General features: G+C 61.9%; 19 protein-coding genes. All 19 read left to right on the forward strand.

Annotation, left to right across the window (positions count from 1 at the left end; all coding sequences use genetic code 11):
* Positions 1–9: 9 nt before the first annotated feature.
* The 19 genes from gcvPA (at position 10) to mrdA (ending at position 22,053) form a co-directional block, all read left to right on the forward strand.
* A complete protein-coding gene (gcvPA, locus tag VGB22_09505; protein HEX9751503.1) occupies positions 10–1,398 on the forward strand; it encodes an aminomethyl-transferring glycine dehydrogenase subunit GcvPA in 1,389 nt (462 codons plus the stop codon).
* The gene (locus VGB22_09510) at positions 1,391–2,311 is read left to right on the forward strand and encodes a thioredoxin domain-containing protein (protein HEX9751504.1); all 921 of its coding nucleotides are present in this window, start codon (positions 1,391–1,393) and stop codon (positions 2,309–2,311) included. The genes gcvPA and VGB22_09510 overlap by 8 nt, the downstream gene beginning before the upstream one ends.
* 24 nt (positions 2,312–2,335) lie before the next feature.
* Positions 2,336–3,793: an aminomethyl-transferring glycine dehydrogenase subunit GcvPB gene (gene gcvPB, locus VGB22_09515; GenBank protein ID HEX9751505.1), complete on the forward strand. Its 1,458-nt coding sequence runs from the start codon at positions 2,336–2,338 to the stop codon at positions 3,791–3,793.
* A gap of 85 nt (positions 3,794–3,878) precedes the next feature.
* On the forward strand, positions 3,879–5,297 hold the full coding sequence (locus VGB22_09520) for an ATP-binding cassette domain-containing protein (protein HEX9751506.1): 1,419 nt from the start codon (positions 3,879–3,881) through the stop codon (positions 5,295–5,297).
* Positions 5,298–5,493: 196 nt separating this feature from the next.
* On the forward strand, positions 5,494–6,102 hold the full coding sequence (gene pyrR, locus VGB22_09525) for a bifunctional pyr operon transcriptional regulator/uracil phosphoribosyltransferase PyrR (GenBank protein HEX9751507.1): 609 nt from the start codon (positions 5,494–5,496) through the stop codon (positions 6,100–6,102).
* A 41-nt stretch (positions 6,103–6,143) separates the two neighbouring features.
* Positions 6,144–7,199: an aspartate carbamoyltransferase catalytic subunit gene (locus tag VGB22_09530; GenBank protein ID HEX9751508.1), complete on the forward strand. Its 1,056-nt coding sequence runs from the start codon at positions 6,144–6,146 to the stop codon at positions 7,197–7,199.
* Positions 7,196–8,530, forward strand: coding sequence for a dihydroorotase (locus tag VGB22_09535; GenBank protein HEX9751509.1), 1,335 nt, complete (start codon positions 7,196–7,198; stop codon positions 8,528–8,530). The genes VGB22_09530 and VGB22_09535 overlap by 4 nt, the downstream gene beginning before the upstream one ends.
* Positions 8,517–9,686, forward strand: a complete 1,170-nt coding sequence (locus VGB22_09540) for a DegT/DnrJ/EryC1/StrS family aminotransferase (protein HEX9751510.1) — start codon at positions 8,517–8,519, stop codon at positions 9,684–9,686. The genes VGB22_09535 and VGB22_09540 overlap by 14 nt, the downstream gene beginning before the upstream one ends.
* Positions 9,683–11,890: a hypothetical protein gene (locus VGB22_09545; protein HEX9751511.1), complete on the forward strand. Its 2,208-nt coding sequence runs from the start codon at positions 9,683–9,685 to the stop codon at positions 11,888–11,890. The genes VGB22_09540 and VGB22_09545 overlap by 4 nt, the downstream gene beginning before the upstream one ends.
* Positions 11,890–13,227 carry a glycosyltransferase gene (locus VGB22_09550; GenBank protein HEX9751512.1) on the forward strand — a complete coding sequence of 446 codons (1,338 nt, stop codon included), beginning with the start codon at positions 11,890–11,892 and terminating at the stop codon, positions 13,225–13,227. The genes VGB22_09545 and VGB22_09550 overlap by 1 nt, the downstream gene beginning before the upstream one ends.
* An 8-nt stretch (positions 13,228–13,235) precedes the next feature.
* Positions 13,236–14,432 (forward strand): glycosyltransferase family 4 protein, encoded by a 1,197-nt coding sequence (locus tag VGB22_09555; protein HEX9751513.1) that lies wholly within the window; start codon positions 13,236–13,238, stop codon positions 14,430–14,432.
* Positions 14,433–14,505: 73 nt separating this feature from the next.
* The gene (locus tag VGB22_09560; GenBank protein HEX9751514.1) at positions 14,506–15,222 is read left to right on the forward strand and encodes a polyprenol monophosphomannose synthase; all 717 of its coding nucleotides are present in this window, start codon (positions 14,506–14,508) and stop codon (positions 15,220–15,222) included.
* Positions 15,223–15,235: 13 nt separating this feature from the next.
* Positions 15,236–16,123: a glycosyltransferase family 2 protein gene (locus tag VGB22_09565; GenBank protein ID HEX9751515.1), complete on the forward strand. Its 888-nt coding sequence runs from the start codon at positions 15,236–15,238 to the stop codon at positions 16,121–16,123.
* Positions 16,116–17,171 carry an MraY family glycosyltransferase gene (locus VGB22_09570; GenBank protein ID HEX9751516.1) on the forward strand — a complete coding sequence of 352 codons (1,056 nt, stop codon included), beginning with the start codon at positions 16,116–16,118 and terminating at the stop codon, positions 17,169–17,171. The genes VGB22_09565 and VGB22_09570 overlap by 8 nt, the downstream gene beginning before the upstream one ends.
* 47 nt (positions 17,172–17,218) lie before the next feature.
* Entirely contained in the window at positions 17,219–18,196 is a 978-nt protein-coding gene (locus VGB22_09575) for an acetyl-CoA carboxylase carboxyltransferase subunit alpha (GenBank protein HEX9751517.1), read from the forward strand.
* A 213-nt stretch (positions 18,197–18,409) separates the two neighbouring features.
* On the forward strand, positions 18,410–18,862 hold the full coding sequence (locus tag VGB22_09580; protein HEX9751518.1) for a PTS sugar transporter subunit IIA: 453 nt from the start codon (positions 18,410–18,412) through the stop codon (positions 18,860–18,862).
* A gap of 17 nt (positions 18,863–18,879) precedes the next feature.
* Positions 18,880–19,692 (forward strand): rod shape-determining protein MreC, encoded by an 813-nt coding sequence (mreC, locus tag VGB22_09585; protein ID HEX9751519.1) that lies wholly within the window; start codon positions 18,880–18,882, stop codon positions 19,690–19,692.
* On the forward strand, positions 19,689–20,219 hold the full coding sequence (locus VGB22_09590) for a hypothetical protein (protein ID HEX9751520.1): 531 nt from the start codon (positions 19,689–19,691) through the stop codon (positions 20,217–20,219). The genes mreC and VGB22_09590 overlap by 4 nt, the downstream gene beginning before the upstream one ends.
* A gap of 34 nt (positions 20,220–20,253) precedes the next feature.
* A complete protein-coding gene (gene mrdA / locus VGB22_09595) occupies positions 20,254–22,053 on the forward strand; it encodes a penicillin-binding protein 2 (GenBank protein HEX9751521.1) in 1,800 nt (599 codons plus the stop codon).
* Positions 22,054–22,091 lie beyond the last annotated feature (38 nt).

Raw genomic sequence — 22,091 nt, forward strand, 5'->3', positions numbered from 1 at the left:
ACGAATCGCATGTCGTACACCCCACACACGGACGAGTCGCGCCGACGGATGCTCCATACTGTTGGTGTGGCGTCATTCGAGGAATTGCTCGCCGCCGTTCCCGAACCAGTGCGTCTGCGCGCGCCACTCGACATTGCCGATCCCCTGGCCGAGTCGGAGGTGGAGAGGATGGCGGAGACGCTGGCGGCCCGCAATGCGGTCACCCCCGCGGTGCTGTCGTTCCTCGGCGGGGGGATATACGATCATCATGTTCCGGCGGCCGTCGATCATGTCGCGTCTCGTTCCGAGTATTACACCGCCTACACGCCGTATCAAGCCGAGGTCGCGCAGGGGACGCTGCAGGTCACGTACGAATACCAGTCGATGATCCGTCGTCTCACCGCAATGGACACCGCCCAGGCATCCCTTTACGACGGCGGTTCCGCGGTCGCCGAAGCGGCCTTGATGGCGATGGCGCACACGGGACAGCGCGGTGTGGTGTTCGCCGGGGCGCTTAATCCGCGCTACCGCAGCGTGGTCGAGACCTATCTGACCGCACAGTCCGTCGAGATGAAATCGGCAATCGCCGACGACGGTCGCTGTGATTTCGGATTGCTCAACGACGCAGTCGGCCCCGACACGTCTTGCGTCATCATGCAGTCGCCGAATTACTTTGGGATGATCGACGACTGGGCGCGGGCATCCGAAGTCGCGCACGGCCACGGGGCGCTGATGATCGCGGTATTCCATCCGATTTCGTTGGGCCAATTGAAGCCGCCGGGAGAATGCGGCGCAGATATTGCGGTCGGCGAAGGGCAGATGCTCGGCAATCCCCCGTCGTTCGGCGGGCCGCTGTTGGGCCTGTTTGCGACGCGACGCGAGTTCATTCGGCGCATTCCGGGACGGCTCGTCGGGCGGACGGTCGATGCGCGCGGGGCGACGGCCTATGTCATGACGTTGCGCACGCGGGAGCAGGACATCCGTCGGGAGAAGGCCACATCGAATATCTGCACGGCACAGGCGCTGTTGGCCACGCGAGCGGCCATCACGATGGCGCTGTTGGGGAAAGTCGGTATCACGAAGCTGGCCACAACCTGCAGCGAACGCGCCCACTATCTGGCGTCGCACATCGACGCCATCGAAAGTTTCCGGGTTCCGTTCGGGGCCGACTTCTTCAATGAGTTTGTCGTCGAATCCGATCGTCCCGCGCGCGATGTGCTGATGTCATTGCGAAAACGGGGAATTCAGGCCGGCATTGAACTCGGCGGGCGCTTCCCGGGATTCGAACGGCGTTTTCTGGTCTGTGTCTCCGAGAAACATACCAGGGCGGATCTGGATCGCTTCGTCTCGGAACTGTCGCAGATGTCGGCGCATCCCGGCGCACGCGTCGGACGCGCCCAATCGAGTCATAATGTCTGACCATTGCCGATTAACGTTTGCGCGACTTTGCACTCTGGTGTCCTGCGTCTGCGTGGCGGCTGCGTTTACCGCATCGCCGGCGCCGGCACAAGATGACACTGCGCGGACGGTACCCACAGCGATCGCGTGGTACCATTCACTGGACCAGGCGCAGGCGGAAGCACGCAAGTCCAGGCGCGATATCGCCGTCGTCTTCTACACGAACTGGTGCCGTTGGTGCGATTCTCTCTCAGCGACGACGCTGATCGACCCCGGCCTTCTCGGGTTGCAGTCCCGAATCGTGTTCGCGCGCGTCAATGCCGAATCCGATACGGCGGCGGCCGCGAAGTTTGCCGTTCGCCGCTACCCGACGATCGTGATCCTCACCAAAGATGGTCTGGAAACGGATCGTGTGATCGGGTACGAATCGCCCGAGGAGTTTGTCCAATCGATCGATGACGCGCTGGCCGGCCGCGGCACGCTGGCGGCATTGGAAGATCTCCAGAAGAAGAACTCGCGGGAGCAGAAGTATGCCGTGATGGTCGCCCAAAAGAAAATGGACCGTGGGCTCTTTGAGGAAACGCGTGACCTGTTGCAGCGAGTGCTCCAGCATGAAGCGCGCGATCCCACTGCCGCCTCAGAAGACGCGCTCCGCCTGTCGGCGTTGCTGGCACGTGAAACCGGCAACTGGTACAGAGCGGCCGAGGCGTTTCGCCGCCTGCTCAAGGAGTTCCCGAAGACCGCATACAAGCAGGAAGCCGAGCTCTACATCCCCTGGCTGTATGTCCAGGCGGGCGACACGACATCGGCCCTGCGCCATTACGCCGCCTATCTGGACTCTTACGGCGAATCCGGGGACGGCGAGTGGGTCAAAGAGCAGCTATCCCGGCTAAAGCCACCCGACGGAGCGCCATCGTCGTCGTCGACCGACTGACAGTTCCGTGAGAAAGACATCCATATGGAACGACTGAAGGGCACAACGATCTTTGACTTATCGCAGACAGGGGCGCGCGGTGTTGCCGTCGCCGAAGGCGCCGTGCCGTCCGACCCGCGTTGGCACATTCGAACCTCACTACAGCGCCGTGAGCCGCCGGACTGGCCCGAAGTCGCCGAGCCCGATGTCGTGCGACACTATACGCGCTTGTCGACTTACAATCACCACCTCGACAAGAACACCTACCCGTTGGGTTCCTGTACGATGAAGTACAACCCCAAGATCAACGACCGCGCGGCGGCGTTGCCGGGATTTTCGCGTCTGCATCCCGAAGTGACCGATGCCGACTGCCAGGGCGCGTTGCAGTTGATCTGGGAGTTGGCGCGCGATCTGGCGGTCATCACCGGAATGCACGAAATGCGACTACAGCCGTCCGCCGGGGCGCAGGGCGAAATGGTGGGGTTGCTGATGGCGCGGGCCTATCATCGCAAGCGCAGTGGGGACCGGACGAAGGTCCTGATTCCCGATTCCGCGCACGGCACCAATCCTGCCTCGGTGACGCTGGCGGGGTTCGAGACTGTCGCAATCAAATCGAACAAACAGGGTCTGGTCGACCCCGAGGCATTGGATCACGCGCTCGATGAGAGCGTCGCCTGCCTGATGCTGACCAATCCGAATACGCTGGGACTGTTCGAGAAGGAAATTGTCCGCATCGCCGCAATGTGCCACGACAAGGGCGCGCTTCTGTACAACGATGGCGCCAACACCAATGCGCTGCTGGGCATTGCGCGTGCCGGCGACATGGGGTTCGACGTGCTCCACCTGAACCTGCACAAGACATTCTCCACCCCCCATGGCGGCGGCGGTCCCGGCGCCGCGGCTGTCGGCGCAAACGCTGCACTCGCGCCCTTTCTGCCCGGCTCACCGATTCGCAGAGTCTCCGGTGACGACGGCGCAGAGCACTACGTGCGATCGGCGCCCGGCCCCGATGCGATCGGCTCGGTTCATCCGTTCTTCGGCAACTTCGGGTTGCTCGTGCGCGCATATGTATACATCCGCACGCTGGGCGCTGCCGGACTGGCGCAGGCCTCGCGCGATGCCATCCTGGCGGCGAACTATCTGCGCGCGCGGATCAAGGACGCGTACGATGTCCCCCACGCGGGCCCGTGCATGCATGAGTTTGTCGCATCGGCCGTTCGACAGAAGGCCCAGGGGGTGCGCGCCGGACAGATCGCCAAGCGGCTGCTGGACTTCGGTGTCCATGCCCCCACGGTCTATTTCCCGCTGATCGTGCCGGAGGCATTGATGATCGAACCGACTGAGACCGAAAGTCTCGCACGTCTCGATGCCTATGCCGATGCCCTTCTGCAGATCGCCCACGAGGTCGAGCACGATCCGGAATTGGTCAACAGCGCTCCCCACGAGACACCGTTCCTGCGCATCGACGAAGCCCGGGCCGCGCGCGATCTCGACGTCGGATAGCGACGCGATGCAGCGGAGCCCCGTATCCCTTCTCGTTGACTCTTCAATTCGCCGGGCCCTATGTCGCGGGCGGATCAGTCACCGCATGAGTTGGTCACTGGACAAGGTGTCGGTTTGGTACGAGACGCCCGACGGTGTTGTTCGCGCACTTGACGAGGTGTCCCTGAGTGTCAGGGCCGGAGAACGCGTTGCCATTACCGGCGGCAACGGTTCGGGAAAGTCCACGCTCGGTCTCTGCCTTGCGGGGTTGATTTCACCGTCATGTGGACACGTCCGCTCATCGTCACCGGCGGCGGTTGTCTTCCAATCCCCCGATGACAACCTGATTGCGGCCACACCGGGAGACGAAATCGCGCTCACGCTCGAGCACCGATTTGGAAGTGACGTCACCGAGAGCGCGGTGAAGCAATGCCTTGCTCGATTCGGATTGTCACACTTGGGCACGCGCCCGATGGAACGGCTTTCCGGAGGCGAGCGTCAGGTGATCGCCCTCGCCTGCGCGCTCACAGCGGGACGAGACCTGCTGGTTCTGGATGAGCCGACGGCGCACTTGGACCCGCCTGCCCGGCGGTCGATTCTTGAGGCGCTGATCCACATGCCGTCCGACTCGAGCCGTGGCGTCGCGCGCGTTCTGATCACGCAATACGAAAATGAGGTTCGACAGTGCGAACGTGTAATTCATCTGGGCGCGGGGCGCGTCCTCTATGACGGCCATCCGGACGGTTGGTCGGGATTGGAGTCTGAGTACGGCCACGGCGATGTGCCCGATGATATGCCCCTCAGGACAGGAAGGGAAATCCTGCAGACGGTCGGCCTGTCTCAGTTGGACAGTCCCGGATGGCCGCTGCCGGCATCGGCGCTGGCTGACATCCACGTATCGATCCGACAAGGCGAAGCCATCGCGATCTGCGGTCCCATCGGATCGGGGAAGACCACGTTCGCATACCACTTGGCAGGGTTGATAGCGAAGTTTGCCGGCCGCATCGAGCGGTTTTCGTTTTCCGGACGGCGCGACTTCCTCCCGGTTGTCATGATTCAGTTCCCGGAACGCCAGTTATTCTGCCCGACGGTCGACGAGGACATCGCGTTCGGTCTCAGACGGCGCGGTTACTCGGGCGCGGACATTCAATCCACGACACTGCGCGTCATGTCGCACTTCGGATTGCCGATGGCGACTTTTGCGCAACGTTCTCCGTTTTCGCTGTCCGGAGGGCAGAAGCGCCGCGCCGCGTTGGCGTGCCTGTCGGCTCTGCCGGCCGATCTGTATATCCTCGATGAACCGAACGCATCCTTGGATGGCGAGGGCTACGCCTCGCTGTCGGGACAATGCCGTCGCTGGCTCAACGACGAAAAGAGCTTCATTCTGATCTCTCACGATTTGGCTTTTCTTCGCGCCCTGACACGACGGGTTTGGGTGCTCGACCGCGGCCGCATCCTTTTCGATGGGAGTTGGGCAGAATTGGATCGATCACCGCAGGTCCTTGAATCCATTGGGTTTCGCTGACTCGGCTCCGATGCGCGCTGCGTTGAATCAGGTGGAATTGACACGGCGCGAGAGTGTATAATGCGATGTACCTTTAATCCGGTTCGGTGAGACCGGAAAGGATGCCGCTGATCGTCATTCATCTACGACAGAGTCCTCTCAAGCCGACTTGGTTGATGTCCCGTCACGTGGGCTTTTCGCTCAACAGGAATACCGCGTGACAGCCGAGTTGACCGCGGTTCGCCCGGTGATGGATGCGGCGTCGATCCGACGCGGCATCGAACGCATTGCGCACGAGATTCTGGAAACCAACGGCGGCGTCAACAACCTCGTTCTGATCGGTATCCGCACGCGCGGCGCCTATCTCGCCGACCGCATCGGCGCGGTCATCGAGCGTGTCGAGGAGGAATCGGTGCCCGTCGGGTATCTCGACATCTCGTTTTATCGCGACGATGTCCGTGGAACCCTCGCGGCCCCCGTCGTGCAGAAGACCGAAATCCTCTTTAATGTCGACGGGCGGGTCGTTGTTCTGGTCGACGATGTGCTCTTCACCGGCCGCACCATTCGCGCGGCCCTCGATGCCCTGATGGATTTGGGACGTCCCCTGGCAATCCGGCTGGCAGTGCTGATCGACCGCGGGCACCGCGAGTTGCCGATACGCGCCGATTATGTCGGCAAGAACATTCCGACTTCGCGCAAGGAGCAGGTGGTCGTCCAGCTTCAGGAGAAAGACGGCGCCGATGGTGTCACGGTCGGGCGACTGACCGCGCCGCGTATCAGGGGGAAAAGTCAAGCGACCCTGGAGTTCGATTCGGACGCGGAATAGTTGCGGACTTCCAATACACGCAGTCCTGGGAATACAATCAGATGGTCGTGACAAACAGACCGAAGCGCCGCGCCAGGGCCGACGTGGCCCAGCCGGTCGAAACGATCGACAGCCCGCCGCCTGTCGATTCCTCGCGCCGCGCCGGCACGCTCCAAATCAAACACCTGCTCGGATTGGAGGGAGTGTGCCGCGAGGATTTGGAGCTGATCCTGACCACGTCCGAGTCCTTCAAGGGCGTGCTGGATCGTCCGGTCAAGAAAGTGCCCCCGTTGCGCGGACAGACAGTCGTCAACCTGTTCTACGAGCCGTCGACGCGAACGCGCATCTCATTTGAGCTCGCCGAGAAACGGTTGTCGGCCGACGTGGTCAACTTCGCCGCCTCGACATCGTCGGTTGCCAAGGGCGAATCGCTCCGCGATACGGTCAACAACATCCTCGCGATGAAGACCGACGTCGTCGTGATTCGGCATCCGTCTCCCGGCACACCGCACTTCCTGGCGCGCACAACCAACGCCATCGTGCTCAATGCCGGCGACGGCGCCCATGAGCATCCCACACAGGGACTGCTCGATATCTACACGCTCTGGGAGCGTTGGGGGAGTCTGGCCGGAAAGCGCGTGCTGATTGTCGGCGACATCCTGCATTCGCGAGTGGCGCGATCGAATATCTGGGGATTGATGACAATGGGCGCCGAAGTCGCGGTCTGTGGCCCGGCGACCCTGACTCCGAAGGAATTCGCCGAGCTGGGCGTATCGGTTTACACGAATCTCGACCGCGCGCTCGAATACGGCTTTGACGCGATTAATGTTCTCCGCATCCAAAGTGAACGCCAAAAGAGCGACTTTCTTCCGACACTGCGAGAGTACTCGCGTCTGTTCGGCGTCAATGCCGCACGCGCGTCACGATTGCGTGACGGCGGCCTCATCATGCACCCGGGGCCGATGAACCGTGGCGTCGAGATTACATCGGAAGTCGCCGACAGTCCGATTTCGGTAATCCTCGACCAGGTGACCAACGGTCTGGCCGTGCGCATGGCGGTGTTGTACCTGCTGTGTGGCGGCCAGGCGCCGGAGAATAATCCCGGAGCGAGCGCATGAGGAGATCGCAATCACCGCGCACGCGGCTCATCTTCGGTGGGCGCGTCATCGATCCCGCGTCAGGGCATGACGGTGCCGCCGATGTGTTGATCGCAGCGGACGGGACAGTCGCCGGGATCCATCCAAAATCGTCCGACAACTACAGCTCGATCCCCGACGCCGAGCGCATCGATGCGAGCGGGATGATCGTCGCGCCCGGCTTCGTCGATTTGCACGTGCATCTGCGCGAACCGGGGCGCGAAGATGAAGAGACCGTCGCCAGCGGCTCCGCCGCCGGTGTACGGGGCGGGTTCACTACCGTCTGCTGTATGCCGAATACCGAACCGGCGATCGCCGATCAGGAAACTGTCCGATTCGTCCTGCATCGCGCGGAGGAAGCGCCCGGACGGGTCCATCCGATCGGCGCCATCACCCGTGAACGACAGGGTCACTCGCTGGCCGAGATCGCCGAGATGGTCGATGCCGGCGCCATTGCCTTCTCCGACGACGGTTCCCCGGTGGCGTCGGCCGGGCTGTTGCGGCGTGCGATGGAGTACTCACGGATGTTTGACGTGCCCATCGCGTCACATTGCGAAACACCCGATTTGTCCGGCGACGGTGTGATGCACGAGGGCGTCGTGTCGATGAAGCTGGGTCTGCGCGGCATACCGGCGATTTCCGAGGAAATCTGCGTGGCCCGTGACATCGCGCTGGCACGCGTCACCGGAGCGCACTTGCACGTCTGTCATGTGTCCACCGAAGGGTCGGTTGAAATCATCCGCAAAGCCAAACAGTCGGGAGTCCGCGTAACGGCCGAGGTCACCCCGCATCATCTGACATTGACCGATGATCTCATTGCCCGGCAATTCGATCCGCTGCTGAAAGTCAACCCGCCGCTGCGGACCGCGCGCGACGTCGAAGCATGCCGCGCGGGATTGGCCGATGGCACTTTGGATTGCATCGCCACCGATCATGCCCCGCACGCCGAGCAGGAAAAGGACGGCGAATTCGATCTGGCGCCGTTCGGCATGATCGGCCTGGAGACTGCGCTCGGAGTTTCTGTTCGGGCCATGGTGGAATCGAAGCTGCTGGATTGGAGCGGTCTGATCGATCGACTCACGCGCCGTCCCGCCGAGGTCTTCGGCATCGAAGCCGGCACGCTGCAAAAGGGGCGTGCCGCCGATGTGGTCATACTCGATCCGCGGGCCAAGTGGACAGTGACGCCCGATACACTGATTTCGCGCTCGAAAAACTCGCCGTTCTTTGGCTGGGAGATAACCGGCACAACCGTCGCGACTGTCGTGGGCGGGCATCTGGTCTATTCGGCGAATGGACACAATGGATACCCTTAAAACTCGAGCAAATGCATCGGCTGCGCCCGCGACGAGCCCCCGCGTGCCGTTCCTCGATCTGAAGGCGCAGTATGCCTCGATCAAGCACGAGGTCGACGCGGCCATTTCATCTGTCATCAACGATTCCGCGTTCATCCTCGGGCGGGCGGTGGCCGAGTTCGAAACGGACTTCGCGCAATATTGCGGCGTTCAACACTGTGTCGCGGTCAATTCCGGCACATCGGCCATTCATCTGGCACTGCTGGCGGCGGGTGTCGGACCCGGCGATGAGGTCATCGCGCCGGCCAACACCTTTATTGCGACTTGCGCTCCCATCGTGTATTGCGGGGCAACTCCGGTCTTAGTCGATGTCGACCCGGCAACATACAACATCGATCCCGAACTCGTGAAGACGGCATTGACTCGGCGAACCAAGGTCATTATGCCCGTGCATCTCTACGGTCGTCCCGCGCCGATCGAGGAATTGCGCGCGATAGCCCAGGAGGCCGGTGCTGTCATGATTGAAGACGCCTGTCAGGCGCACGGCGCAATGTACAAGAATCGCCGTGTCGGGCAATTCGGCGACGCGGCGTGCTTTTCGTTCTATCCCGGTAAGAATCTCGGCGCATACGGCGAAGGCGGCGCGATCGTGACCAACAATGCCGGCTGGGCGGACAAGCTGCGACTCTGGCGCGATCATGGCTCCAGCCGCAAGTACCATCATGATCTGTTGGGGTACAATTATCGCCTCGAGGGAATCCAGGGCGCGGTGCTGGGCGTCAAGCTACGGCATCTGGACGATTGGAATTCTACACGCCGGGAGCGCGCCTCGCGGTATCGTCGGTTGCTGCAAGGGGCCAATCTCGACTTGCCGCCCGAAGACAACGACGCACAATCGGTCTATCATCTCTTCGTCGTGCAGGTCGACGAGCGGGATCGTTTTCAGCACGACCTGAAAGCGGCCGGCATCGACACCCTGATTCACTACCCGATACCCGTTCACAAGCAGCCGGCGTTTGCCGCGATGAACCAACTGAACTTCCCGGTGACCGAGCGATTGGCCGCCCGCATTGTCTCGCTCCCGATCTATCCGGAACTGACCAACGCACAGCAGGACCATGTCGCGGCTGTAGCGCGCGCCTCCGCTGCCCAAACGATGAACGAAATCAATCGATGAACACAGAATCAGCTCAGGACGAGAGTACCGCCGTTGCAGGGACCGACAATCGCGGGTCCGCCTCCGGCTGGATTCGCATGGCGGAGCGGCGCTCTGTTCGCATCGCACTGATGCTGATGGTGGCACTGTTGGCGATTGGGATCCGCTTTGTTCATATCGGCGCCGATCCTCCACCGAACCTGTCGTGGAGCCAGGATGTTCTGACCGACCCGCCGCAGTACTCCTGTTACGCACGTGATGCCGTCGTATTCGGGGATTGGAACCCGCTCAAAGACGACAAGCAAGTGTTCTTTCTGAAAAACGTTACCGGACTGCTCTGCTATGCGGCTTTCCTTGTCGCGGGACCGAGCATCGCTTCCGCGAACGCCACGGCCGCGATCCTCAGTCTGCTGACGATTCTGTTTCTGGCCTGGGGAACGGCGCGTGCTTTCGGATGGTGGGCGGGATTTGCGGCGGCGACTTTGCTCGCCAGCGACTTCGTCTTCGTCGGGTATGGGCGACAGCCGTTTCTGGAGGTCGCGTCCAACGCGACGCTGGCGTTTGCGTTTTGGGCCATTATCTCATCGCGGTCGCGGTCGCGGTGGTGGCTGCTGGCGGTTGCGGGATTCGTCGCGGGCGCCGGGACGTTTTTTGGGAAGGTCACTGCGCTTCATGCGTTTCCACCGTTCCTGCTGGCCGCGTCGATTGTCGCTGCGCAATCGCACGGCGAAAGCGCCCCCAGACGCTGGGCGGGCCCGATCAGCTTCGCCGGTGCATTCGCACTGGTTGGATTACTCTGGTATCTCTTTGCCTATCGCGTTGCCTCTGCCGAAGTGTTTGCGTATCTCCGGGAGCAATCGAGCTCGCTGTATGGCTTGCCGCTGGGATTCATGTCGGTGGCAGGGTTCGTCGGAACGTGGTACAGCTTTGGATACGACACGGGCATCTTCACGCACAATCTCGTCATCGGCGTAGCCGGATTCGTCGCGATGGCCGGCATGATGATTTCGGAGGCGCATGTCGCCTCGTGGAGGGCGCTCTGCCAGCGCGTCTCGCCCGCCGTCGTGCTCGTTGTCGGGTGGTTTCTGTGCGCCTATGCCGCATTCTCGCCGTTCAACTACCGCCCCGTTCGGTACCAGGTCGTTCTGCTGCTGCCGCTCGCCGCCGCCGCCGGGTGGTTGATCGAAAGGATGACTCGCACGCGCACCCGTGAAGCGATCACCGATCGGGTCTCGTGGTGGGTGCTGGTTCCGCTCACCATCGTGCTTTCGACTGCGTTCCAGCAGTTTGTGGCCCCCTGGACTTTCGCGTCGCGCGAATCGCTCTATTCGGACTCCACGTTCACGGTGTCGTATTTTGCCGGCTTGGCGATTGGAGCACTGGTCATCCTCGTGGCCAATCGAACGGCGTCATTACCCCGGGACTGGCCGCGTGTAAAACCGTGGTTTGCGGCGGCCGCGGCTGCAATCCTGTTGTATTCGGCTGTGGACCAGTCGCGATATTTTGCGCAATGGTGGAAACGACCATCATACGCCATTCAAGCGATCGGGGAGGACCTTGCCAAAGTTGTCGGGCCGGGGGCGGCCATTACGGGCGGCTGGGCGCCGACACTGCGACAAGGAGACGCGCCCATACGTTGCCTGGTTCATATGTTTGCGCTGCAGGAGCCCGAGGGGTTTTTTGAGCGGATGCCGATCACCCATGTTGTCATTGAGGATAAGCTCGACAGCGCCTTTCCCGATGAGTACCCGGATCTGGCCTTCAACTCCGAGGTCGTGGCCGTCTACTCCGTTCGTGATCTGCGCATTATCGTGCTGCGCGTCGCGGGACTCACGGGCAATCCTGAGGCAGATGCGTACCAATTGACGCCCTTCGAGCGAATGAAACACAACTTGCCTTCAGTGCCGCAGGATTCATTGTTCCTCCACGTGAGCCGGTTTGTCGCCGACTCCGCGTCACACTATACCGGCTGGGCGTACCTGGCGGATCTGTACGCACGGGTCGACAGCATCGATGCGGCATTGAACGCGTACGAGCACGCTCTCGAATTCGCTCCCGACGATTATGTGTTGCTGGCAGAATACGGACACACATCGTGGCTGAAATACCGCACCGATGGCGGCCCGCCCGACCGCGAGAGGGCGGTCCGTCTTTTCCATCGGGCGCTGGACCACAGTCCGAACAATACACTGATTCACCAATGGTTGCAGCAGGCCCAACAGTGATGAATGAGTCCCAACAGCGCGACTGGCGCCCGGATGTGTCCATTGTTGTGCCGGCGCACAACGAAGAGAGTAATGTCGGCATCCTGCTGGATCAATTCGGTGAGCTATCGCAAAAGGCGAGATTCAGCCTGGAAGTCGTGATGGTCGATGATGGCTCGACCGACCAGACCATGCCGCGCCTGGTCGATGCACAGCGCAAGTATCGCTTCGTGCGCATCATCTCGCTCCCCTATCGACGCGGCCTGACGGAAGCGTTGCGCGCCGGGTTCTCGGTGGCGCGCGGCACGATTGTCGTATTCTATCCCGCCGATCGGCAGTTTCACCCCGCCGATATTCCGCGCTTGGTGGAAAAAGTGCGATCCGGGTATGATCTCGTCACCGGCCGCAAGATCGGTCAGTACAGCAAGCGATTCGTTTCCAGCTTTTACAATCGGCTCTCGCGCTGGCTGTTTCCGTCGATTCAGGTGTCCGATCTGAACTCCGTCAAGGCATTCCGGAGGGAGCTGATCGACGTATTCGATTATCGCCACGACTGGCATCGGTTCTGGGTGGCGATCGCCTCCGAACTGGGGTTCCGGATCGGGGAGGTCGATGTCACGTTGTATGACCGTCCGTCGGGTCGCTCCAAGTTCGGTTTCTGGCGGATTCCCGCCGGCGTACTCGATTTGCTCGCCGTCAAATTCCAGTATCACACGATGCGACGTCCGCTGTGGTATTTCGGGCTGACCGGCAGCATGATGCTGACATTGTCGTTTCTGGTGGGATTGGTGGCGCTTTACAACCGCTTCGTGCTGCAGTCGGGCAACCGTGCGCTGGCGTTGTTGGTTATGGCCCTGGGATTGGCCGGCATCATGCTGTTTGCGCTGGGCTTTCTGGCGGAGGCAATCTCCGGAATTCGGCAACAAGTCGAGGCGCTGCGCAGCACGCCGAAGTATCAGGTCTTCAAGCCCCCGACGGCCGACGGGCGCCCCGGACGCAGCGATCGACCACCGCGAGATTCGCGGGGCGCCCCCGATCGCCGACGTCCGCACGACACGCGACAAACCGGCCGAGCACCACAACGCTCTCGACCCCCGTCGGAGCAGCGCGCCGCCAACGACCGTGCCGCACCGGCAGTCGTTAAGCCGGATGAGCCCCAGGCAGCGTCAAGCGCGGTTTCGCCGTCTCCCTCGTTGGATCGTCCTGAACGCGCGCGCGCGGGAGAAGATGCGCGAGAACGCGAGGGCCCGGCTTCACGCACGGTCGATTCGGCGCGGCCGCGCAACGACGAATCAGCGCTCGCACCCGACGATTCGATCCAAACCGGCGGCAATCTGTATGGCCGTCGACGCCGTTGAGCGGTGATGTGGCCAGCAGCGGCGATCGCCTGGACGTCCTCTATCTGACACACAACTATCCACGCCATTCCGGCGACTTCGCCGGACGATTTGTTGCGCGGCTGGCGCAGCTTGTCGCTGCACGCGGTTTGCGCGTCGGCGTTCTGGCCCCGCATCATGCCGGGGCTTCCGAAGAGGAGATTAGTGAAGGAATCCCGGTCTGGCGTTTCCGTTACGGTTCCGATGAATCCGAACAGATCGCATACCGCGGCGATTTCCGGGGCATGTCGCTGACCGGCCCACGCGGGGTGTGGGCGCACGCGCGGTTCATTCGTGCCTTCCGGCGCGCCGCGTCGACTCTCATCGCGCGGACCGATCCCCGTCTGCTGCACGCGCATTGGTGGATTCCCGGTGGGTGGGTCGCTCGCACGTGTGCCGGTCGCATTCCGTATCTGGTGACAACCCACGGTACCGATGTGCGGCTCCTTGCATCCCGTCGATGGCTTCGGCCCCTGGCAGGGAAGGTCTTTGCAAGTGCATCGCGCGTGACCACTGTGTCGACGTGGCTCGGCGGTGTCTTGCGCTCGCACGTCGGCATCCCTCAGTCAAAGCTCGGCGTGGCGCCGATGCCCCCCGATGATGAGACCTTCGCTCCGAGCGATGCTCCCGCACACGATCAAGACAGTCCGGTGATTCTTGCGGTCACACGGTTCACGCCCCAAAAGCGCAATGAAGTGTTGCTCGAAGCGCTGTGCCTGCTCAGAGGCCGGGGGCAGCGTCTTCACTGTCGTGTGGCCGGTGAGGGGGGAGGGCTCGAAGAACAGTTCAAAGCGCAGGTTGTGGATAGGGGCTTGAGTGATTCGATTGAGATGTTGGGCGCATTGCCGGCGAGTCGGCTCGCCGACGAATACCGCGGCGCCGACGTGACGGTCCTGTGCTCCGTCGATGAGGGGTTTGGGATGGCTTTGGTCGAAGCGCAGCTTTGCGGCTGTGCGACAGTGGGTGTCCGTTCCGGCGGGATCACCGACATAATCGATGATGGAAAGACCGGGTATCTGGCCCGGCCGGATGATGCGTCCGATTTGGCGCGCGTCCTGGGCTTGGCGCTCGCAAACGGAGACCGTCGCCGTCTCCTTGCTGCGGCCGGGCGCGAATCAGCGCTTGCACGGTATTCGTCCGGTGCCATCGCCGAGCGGTTCGTCGGATGGTACCGCGAACTGATATAATCGCCGCACCCCGGACGACGCATGGACGGCCGTTCTGGGATTGGCGATATTGGGAGGCCACACTGCACTCGATATGAAGCCGCTGGTGATCATACCGACCTATAACGAACGCGACAACATCGCGGCGATCGTGCGCGATGTCCTGGCACAGGATGGCGCCATCTCCATACTCATCGTCGACGACGATTCCCCCGACGGGACCGGACGGATCGCGGATGATCTCGCCGCGCAGGACGGGCGTGTGCATGTCCTGCACCGCGCGGGGAAGGAAGGGCTGGGACGCGCGTATCTGGCCGGATTTCGTTGGGCATTGGACCGGGACTACGACCGTGTGCTGGAGATGGATGCCGACTTTTCGCACCAGCCGAAGTATCTGCGCGAATTGCTGGCGGCATCGTATCAGGCCGACCTGGTCCTCGGCTCACGCTACGTGTCCGGTGTTAACGTCATCAACTGGCCGATGAAACGGCTGCTGCTGTCGTACTGCGCCAATGTCTACGCGCGGGTTATTACAGGACTGAGTGTTCGTGATCTCACGGGCGGCTTCAAATGTTTCCGGCGGGAAGTGCTCCAGGCCATCGACCTCGATCGTGTCCACTCCAACGGCTACGCATTCCAGATCGAGATGACTGTCCGCGCTCGTGCCAAGGGCTTCACCGTCCATGAGGTCCCCATCGTGTTTCTCGATCGCGAGCATGGCCAGTCGAAGATGTCCAAGCGTATTGTCCGCGAGGCGATCTGGATGGTGCCCAAGCTGCGCTGGTTGTCCGCGACCGGCCAACTGAAGTAAGTGAGCCGACCGCGTGCCTGATCCGTCCCCGAATCGACAAACCGGCGTCGTCTCGATTGTTTTGGTAACCTGCAACTCCGCACCGTACCTTTCCGGGGTCATCAACGCGCTTCGTCGACATCCTCCCACTGCTCCATGGGAATTGATCGTGATCGACAACTCCTCCGATGACGGCTCACCCGCCATCGTGGAAGCGGAATTTCCGAATGCGCGGGTTATACACAACGCGGAAAATCTCGGATTTGCCCGTGCGGTCAATCAGGGCGCTGCTTGTGCCAACGGCGCCTTCTTGTTGCTGGTCAACCCCGATGTGTCCTGGAGCGGGACGGCCGTCGAGTCGCTCGCGGATTTCCTGGGTGACCACCCACGGGCCGCCGCGGTTGTTCCCCGACTGATGTATCCCGACGGGACGCCGCAGCCCAGCACGCGGTATTTCCCCAATCATCGCAACATTTGGTTTTCACGGGGGTTGCCGCTTTCCCGCATCCCGTTATTGTCGCGCCGCTACACGATCGCAGATCCGAGCTCGCCTACACGTGTCGAGTCGGCCGCGGCGACTTTCATGATGACTCGCGCCGATGCGTTTCGCGCTGTCGGAGGGATGGATGGTGAGTTTCTGCTCTACGTGGAAGACACTGACCTGTGTCGTCGCTGGTACGCCGCCGGTTGGGAAGTGTGGATCGATCCACGTACCGTCGCGACCCATGCCTGGATTCATCCGTCCGAACGCGCCACGGCACGGAAACGGCTGCATCGCGCCGGATTGCGCCACTACTTTCGGAAGCACTATCCGGAACGGCGCCTCTCAAACCGCATTGTCTTTCTCGGGCTGTGGCTCGGGGACGTTTGGGATCGAGTGACCGACGCTCTGTATTTTCGACGCCAGAAACACGATGCCTGATCACACGATTAAGATTCTCTCGGCCATCGGAGGCGGGCTGCTCACCGCAATCGCCGTGCCGCTCATCGCGCGCGTGTGCCATCGCAGGGGATGGCTGGACCGTCCGGACGCACGCAAACTCCATGAACAGCCGACACCGAGACTGACCGGAGTTCCTCTCTTTGTAGCGATCTGGCTGCCTATCATTCTCGTTGCAGTTCTCGATCCGGACCGTTTGGTGGATGCGCACGGGCATCTCCTGGCGATACTGCTTGGTGCGTTTGCCGTCCTGGCTCTGGGGCTCATTGACGATCTTCGTCCCGTCCCCGGTGCGACAAAACTGCTTTTTCAGCTCCTGATCGGATGTGGTCTGTACGCCGCCGGTGTGGGTTTCTCCCAGCTCTGGATACCGTTTGTCGGAGGAATCGCGCTGGGCTGGCTATCGTTGCCGGTTTCGTTGATCTGGTTTCTCATTCTGATCAATGCGGTCAACGTCATCGATGGGCTGGATGGTTTGGCGACGGCGACGACCGGCATCGCGTCGTTGGCCATCATCTGGATCAGTTCGATTTACGATCTCACGTTGATCGGACTCGGGGCCGCCGGACTGTTCGGGGGATTGACGGCGTTCTGGTTTTTTAATCGTCCGCCCGCAAAGGTTTTCATGGGTGACACTGGTTCCCTCTCGTTGGGCTACTTTCTGGCTGTTGCCGCGATGCTGGCCCCGATCAAACGGTTTACCGTCGTGGCGTTCTTCGTGCCGCTCATCGCGATGGCGCTGCCGCTCTCCGAGTCCCTGTTGACTCTGGTGCGTCGGTTGGCGACAGGTCGTCCTCTCCTGAATGCCGACCGTGGGCATCTGCATCACCGCCTTCTGCAGGCCGGTTGGCAGACGCCCCGCATCGTCGCCGCCTATGCGCTCATCACGTTGGCATTCAGCATCTTCAGCGTCTTGTTGCACTATGTCAATCATCGCGCCGTCGCCGCCTGTCTCGGGATTTTTGTATTGTCGATCATGGGGGGCTTGGGTATTATCTTTCGCCGGTCAACGTCAGGTCGCCAGTCCTGATCGCCGGGCGCATCCGCAGCAACGGTCCGTCTTCTGGCAGGGGTGTGATGGCCGCAGGGTCTTTCCTCGATTTCGAGAAGCCGGTCGTCGAACTGGAAAAGCGCATCCGCGACATGCGGGAGTTCGCCTCGGGCGAGAATGTCGAGCTTTCGCGTGAGATCGGCCTGCTGGAGCGCAAGCTCGACAAGCTTAAACGCGAGACATTCTCCTCGTTGTCGCGATGGCAGAGGGTCCAACTCGCGAGGCATCCGCTCCGACCCGTCGCTCCCGACTACATCGAGAAAATGACCAAAGAATTTGTTTCCCTCCACGGTGATCGTGGCTTCGGAGACGATCGGGCCATGGTGGCGGGCCCAGCGATGCTCGGTGATCGGCCGGTGATGATGATCGCCCAGAACAAGGGCCGGACGACCAAGGAGAAGGTGACCAACAACTTCGGCATGTGTCACCCGGAAGGATACCGTAAAGCATTACGACTGATGAAGTTGGCGTCAAACTCTGGTCGCCCGGTCGTCGTCCTTGTCGACACACCCGGCGCCTATCCCGGTGTTGAAGCCGAGGAACGCGGCCAGGCCGAAGCGATCGCCCGCAATCTCCGTGAGATGGCGATCCTGACTGTTCCTGTCGTCGTCTGCGTGGTCGGAGAAGGCGCGTCCGGCGGTGCCCTCGGTATCGGGATCGGTGATGCGATCCTGATGATGGAGAACGCCTGGTACTCGGTCATCTCCCCGGAGGGATGTGCCTCGATACTCTGGCCGGGGGAGGCAGCGGAGAATGCGCCCCGTGCGGCGGAGGCGCTCAAACTCACGGCCGACGATCTCTCCGAGATGGGGTTGATCGACCGCATCATCCCCGAACCCCTGGGCGGCGCCCACCGCGATCCCGACAATGCGGCCTCGATGTTGAGGTCCGCCATCCTTGATGCGATCATCGAGTTGACGGCGCTGTCGGAGGCCGATCTGCTGTCGAGACGACGCGGCAAGTATCGCGTCATCGGGGTCTATTCTGAGGACAAGACGTTTTGAGTTCAGCGACCGACGATATCTCACGACACATTCCCGACTGTCCCATCGATCGACGGCCAGCGGCCCAGCGCGCTCCCGCAACAAGACCCGATGCACCGATCTCGGCTCGAGGGCGGGCGGAATCCGATGGATTCCGTCGGGCTCGCCGATTTCATTCGATTGGGGACAGCGGTTTTGCGCCACGCAGTCATCTGACCTGATGGAGATTCTCCGATGAAGCTTTCGAAGTTCTGCGAAGAAGATTTGATGACATTTGACCTGCAGGGTCAGGCCAAGGATGACGTCATTGCCGAACTCGTGGAGTTGGCTTCCAGGTCGGGAATGGTGCGGGATCGCGATGAACTGCTGCGCGCCGTCATCGAACGCGAAAAGCTGGTCACCACAGGTGTGGGTTACGGCGTGGCGTTTCCTCACGCGAAGACGCGCGCGGTCAAAGGGATCGTGATCGCGTTCGGACGCTCCGAGGTCGGCATCGATTTCGGTTCCATGGACAAAAAACCGGTCCATTTGTTCTATCTGATCGCTGCGCCGGAGGACGCCATCGGGGCGCACCTCAATGTGATGGCGCGCCTGTCCTACATTATGAAGAGTGAAAAGAACCGGGAACGACTGATGCGCGCCAAGACAGCCGGTGAGGTCATGCTGATCCTTGATTCGGCGCCATAGGCGCCGGGGGAGTAGACGTGCTGCGACGGCTCTGGGGGTGGTCGTCTCATCGGCCCGCGGGATTACCGTGGGCGATTTTGTTTTCTCTTCTGCTGTTGCTCTCCGGAAGCAGGATCCGTCTGTTTGTCGCCGGTGCGGTCGTCGAGTTCGTGTACGCCCCGTTGTTCGCACTGCGCCATCGGATCAGCGCCGGCGCCGATGTCTTAAGGACCAACGAGCGTCTGACAGAACGTCTCGCGCAATTGGAAATCGAGAATCAGCGTTTGCGTGAAGCCGGCATCGAGAATCAACGGTTGCGCGAACTGCTGGGTTTCGCGCCTGGGTGGGAGGGGCGCGTCATTCCGGCCGAGGTGATCGGACCATTCTCGCCGCAGAGCGGTACGCTCTGGATTCAGACCGCCCGTGACAAATCCCCGCAGCGCAACTGGCCGGTCGTCACCTCGGAAGGGTTGCTCGGGCGAATCATCGACCCCGATGTCGGCCGTTCGCGTGTGCGGACACTCTGGGACCGCCTGCTGCGCGTCGCCGCCTATGACCAGCGCAGCCGTGTCGGCGGGATCATTGCCTGGGAACAAGGGACACAACTGCGGCTCCATCATGTCAGCCGCAGCGCGGACATCGCGATCGGCGATACTGTTCTCTCATCCGGATGGGGAGGAATTTTTCCCAAGGGGCTGATGATCGGGACCGTTGCCCGTATCGACTCGGCGACCCATGGTGATTTCTTGGGGATCGATGTCGAGCCCACCGTCAGGCCCGATCGTATCGAAACCGTGTTTGTCATCGAACCGATCGGCAGCGACGAGCCGGATGCGGAGATCGAGCCATGACCGCGATTCTCGGTTGGGCTGCCGTGCTCTTGAGCATTGCGGTGTATCGAGTCTGGTTTCCAGGGTCGCCGATGCCGGCAGCGTTGACGCTCAACTACGATCTGTTGGTGATCGCGTTGATCGGCCTGCACCGTGGGATGCGGGCTGGCGCGATCGGCGGCTGGGTCATCGGGTTCGTCGCCTCTGCCACCGATCCGGCGACACTCGGATTCGGAACACTGTTCGGTGCGCTGCTCGGATGGGTCATCGGCTACTGGGGCGAGCGGATGTTCATCGAAAATGCGATCTCCCGGTGGCTGCTCTTGTGGCTGGCGCTGCTCGTCGAACGGCTCCTGTTTTTGGCACTGGCCGCATCGGGCGACTGGTCTCTGTGGTTCTCGTCGATCTGGACAGGGGCGCTGGCATCGGCCGGGCTGACCGCCACGGTTGGCGCCGCCATCTCGCTTCTCTGGGAACGTTCACATCTCCGGAGCGGATCACGCGCGCGCCGGAGTTCTTCCGGCGATGTCGGCGGTACGGTCGATTGACGTGCGATTGCTGCAGTTGTTTTGAATCAACACGATGATTGGGCTATCACGACGTATTGTTGCGCTGGGAGTGCTGGCGTTGGTGTTTTTGGCTCTCGCCGGACGGCTCGCGTACATGCAGTTGGTGCAGGTCGGCTATTACCGCACGATTGCCAACGAAAACCGCATCCGAATGATTTCGTTGGCGGCGCCGCGCGGGCGAATCCTCGACTGTAACGGTGTGCCGCTGGTTGTCAATCGTCCCGCGTTCAGCGTCTCGGTCGTGCCCGCGGATTTTCGCGGTGATCGTCCGCGCGCGCGATTGGCGGAGGCGCTGCAAATCTCGACTGAGGCGCTCGGCGAGCGCCTGCGCAAACAGACCTCATTGCCGCTGGAACCGGTGGTCGTCAATCGCGATGCCGATCTGCGTCTCGTCAGCCGCATCGAGGAACGCATTGAAGATGTCTCGGGAGTCATGATCTCCACCGATCCGGTTCGCGAGTATCCGACTGCGGCCTGGGCCGGGCACTTGCTGGGCTACACGCGGGCCGTCGGTGAACGCGACCTGAACAAGAGAGACAAGACCGGCGCTCCATTGCGCGGCGACATCGGCGCGGCCGGGTTGGAGCGATGGTACGATGATCTGTTGCGCGGTGTCGACGGTGTCGGCTACCGGCAGATCAACGCCTACGGCCAGGCGCTGGGCCCCATGGCGGAGTATCCCGATATCCCGCCGATTCCCGGAGACGAGTTGCGCCTGACGATCGACGTCCGACTGCAGGCGCTCGCCGATTCGCTGCTGCGGGATTACGTCGCGGGGACCGTGGTCGCGATTGACGTCAGGACGGGAGCGGTTGTCTGCCTGGAGACGCGCCCCGGCTTCGACGCCAACCATTTCGTCGGTGGCATGACCGCCAACGAGTGGGACTCACTGCGAAGCGACTCGCTGCATCCGTTGATGACGCGCGCAACCATGGGCTTGTACCCGCCGGGTTCGACGTCGAAACTGGTCACGATGGCGGCTGCGCTGGAGAGCGGCGCCATGACGACGTCGCAGCGGCTCTCCCCGTGCACAGGGGGCTACCGGTTCGGCAACCGTGTCTTCGGGTGCTGGAAGAAGGGCGGTCACGGCTCGCTGGACATGTTCGGGGCGATCGAACAGTCGTGCGATGTCTACTGGTATCAGGCAATCCAGCGGTTTGGACTGCCGGTCTGGGCCCATCACGCACGGACATCCGGCTTGGGCCGACCGACCGGCATCCAACTGCCGGGAGAACTCAACGGCAATGTGCCCGATGAGCCCTATCTCGACCGAAAGTACGGGAAGGGGAAATGGTCACGTGGATTACTCTTAAACTTTTCCATCGGACAAGGTGAGTTGCTGGTCACGCCGCTTCAGCTTGTTCAATACTTTGCCGCCATTGCAAATGACGGGGTCGGTATGCGTCCGCAATTGCTCGCTGCACACCGTGCCGAGGGCGGATCGTGGGTGACGACAAAACCGGAGGCGGCGTTTCAACTGCCGTACAAGAAAGTAACGATCGAGGCGATGCAACGGGCCTGCCGCCTGGTGGTGGACGGTGACCACGGCACGGCGATTGGTATCAGGGATCACCAGGTACGCATGGCGGGGAAGACCGGGACCGCGCAGAATCCGCACGGCACTGAGCACGCGTGGTTTGTCGGCTATGCCCCCTCCGAAGCGCCGCGCGTGGCGGTGGTCGCGTTGGTGGAGAACGTCGGCCACGGCTCGGAGTTTGCCGCACCGATTTGTCTGGAGATTGCGAAGGCCTATCTGGCGATCGACGCGAATGGAATCGCGCTCAACACTCGGCTCTCGTCGGAATCAAACTGAAAGCGCCTCTCGAAGAATTCGACGGTCCGGCCCCGCCG

This window comes from Candidatus Zixiibacteriota bacterium, from assembly GCA_036397555.1.
In the GTDB taxonomy this organism is placed as follows: Bacteria; Zixibacteria; MSB-5A5; order WJJR01; family WJJR01; genus DATKYL01.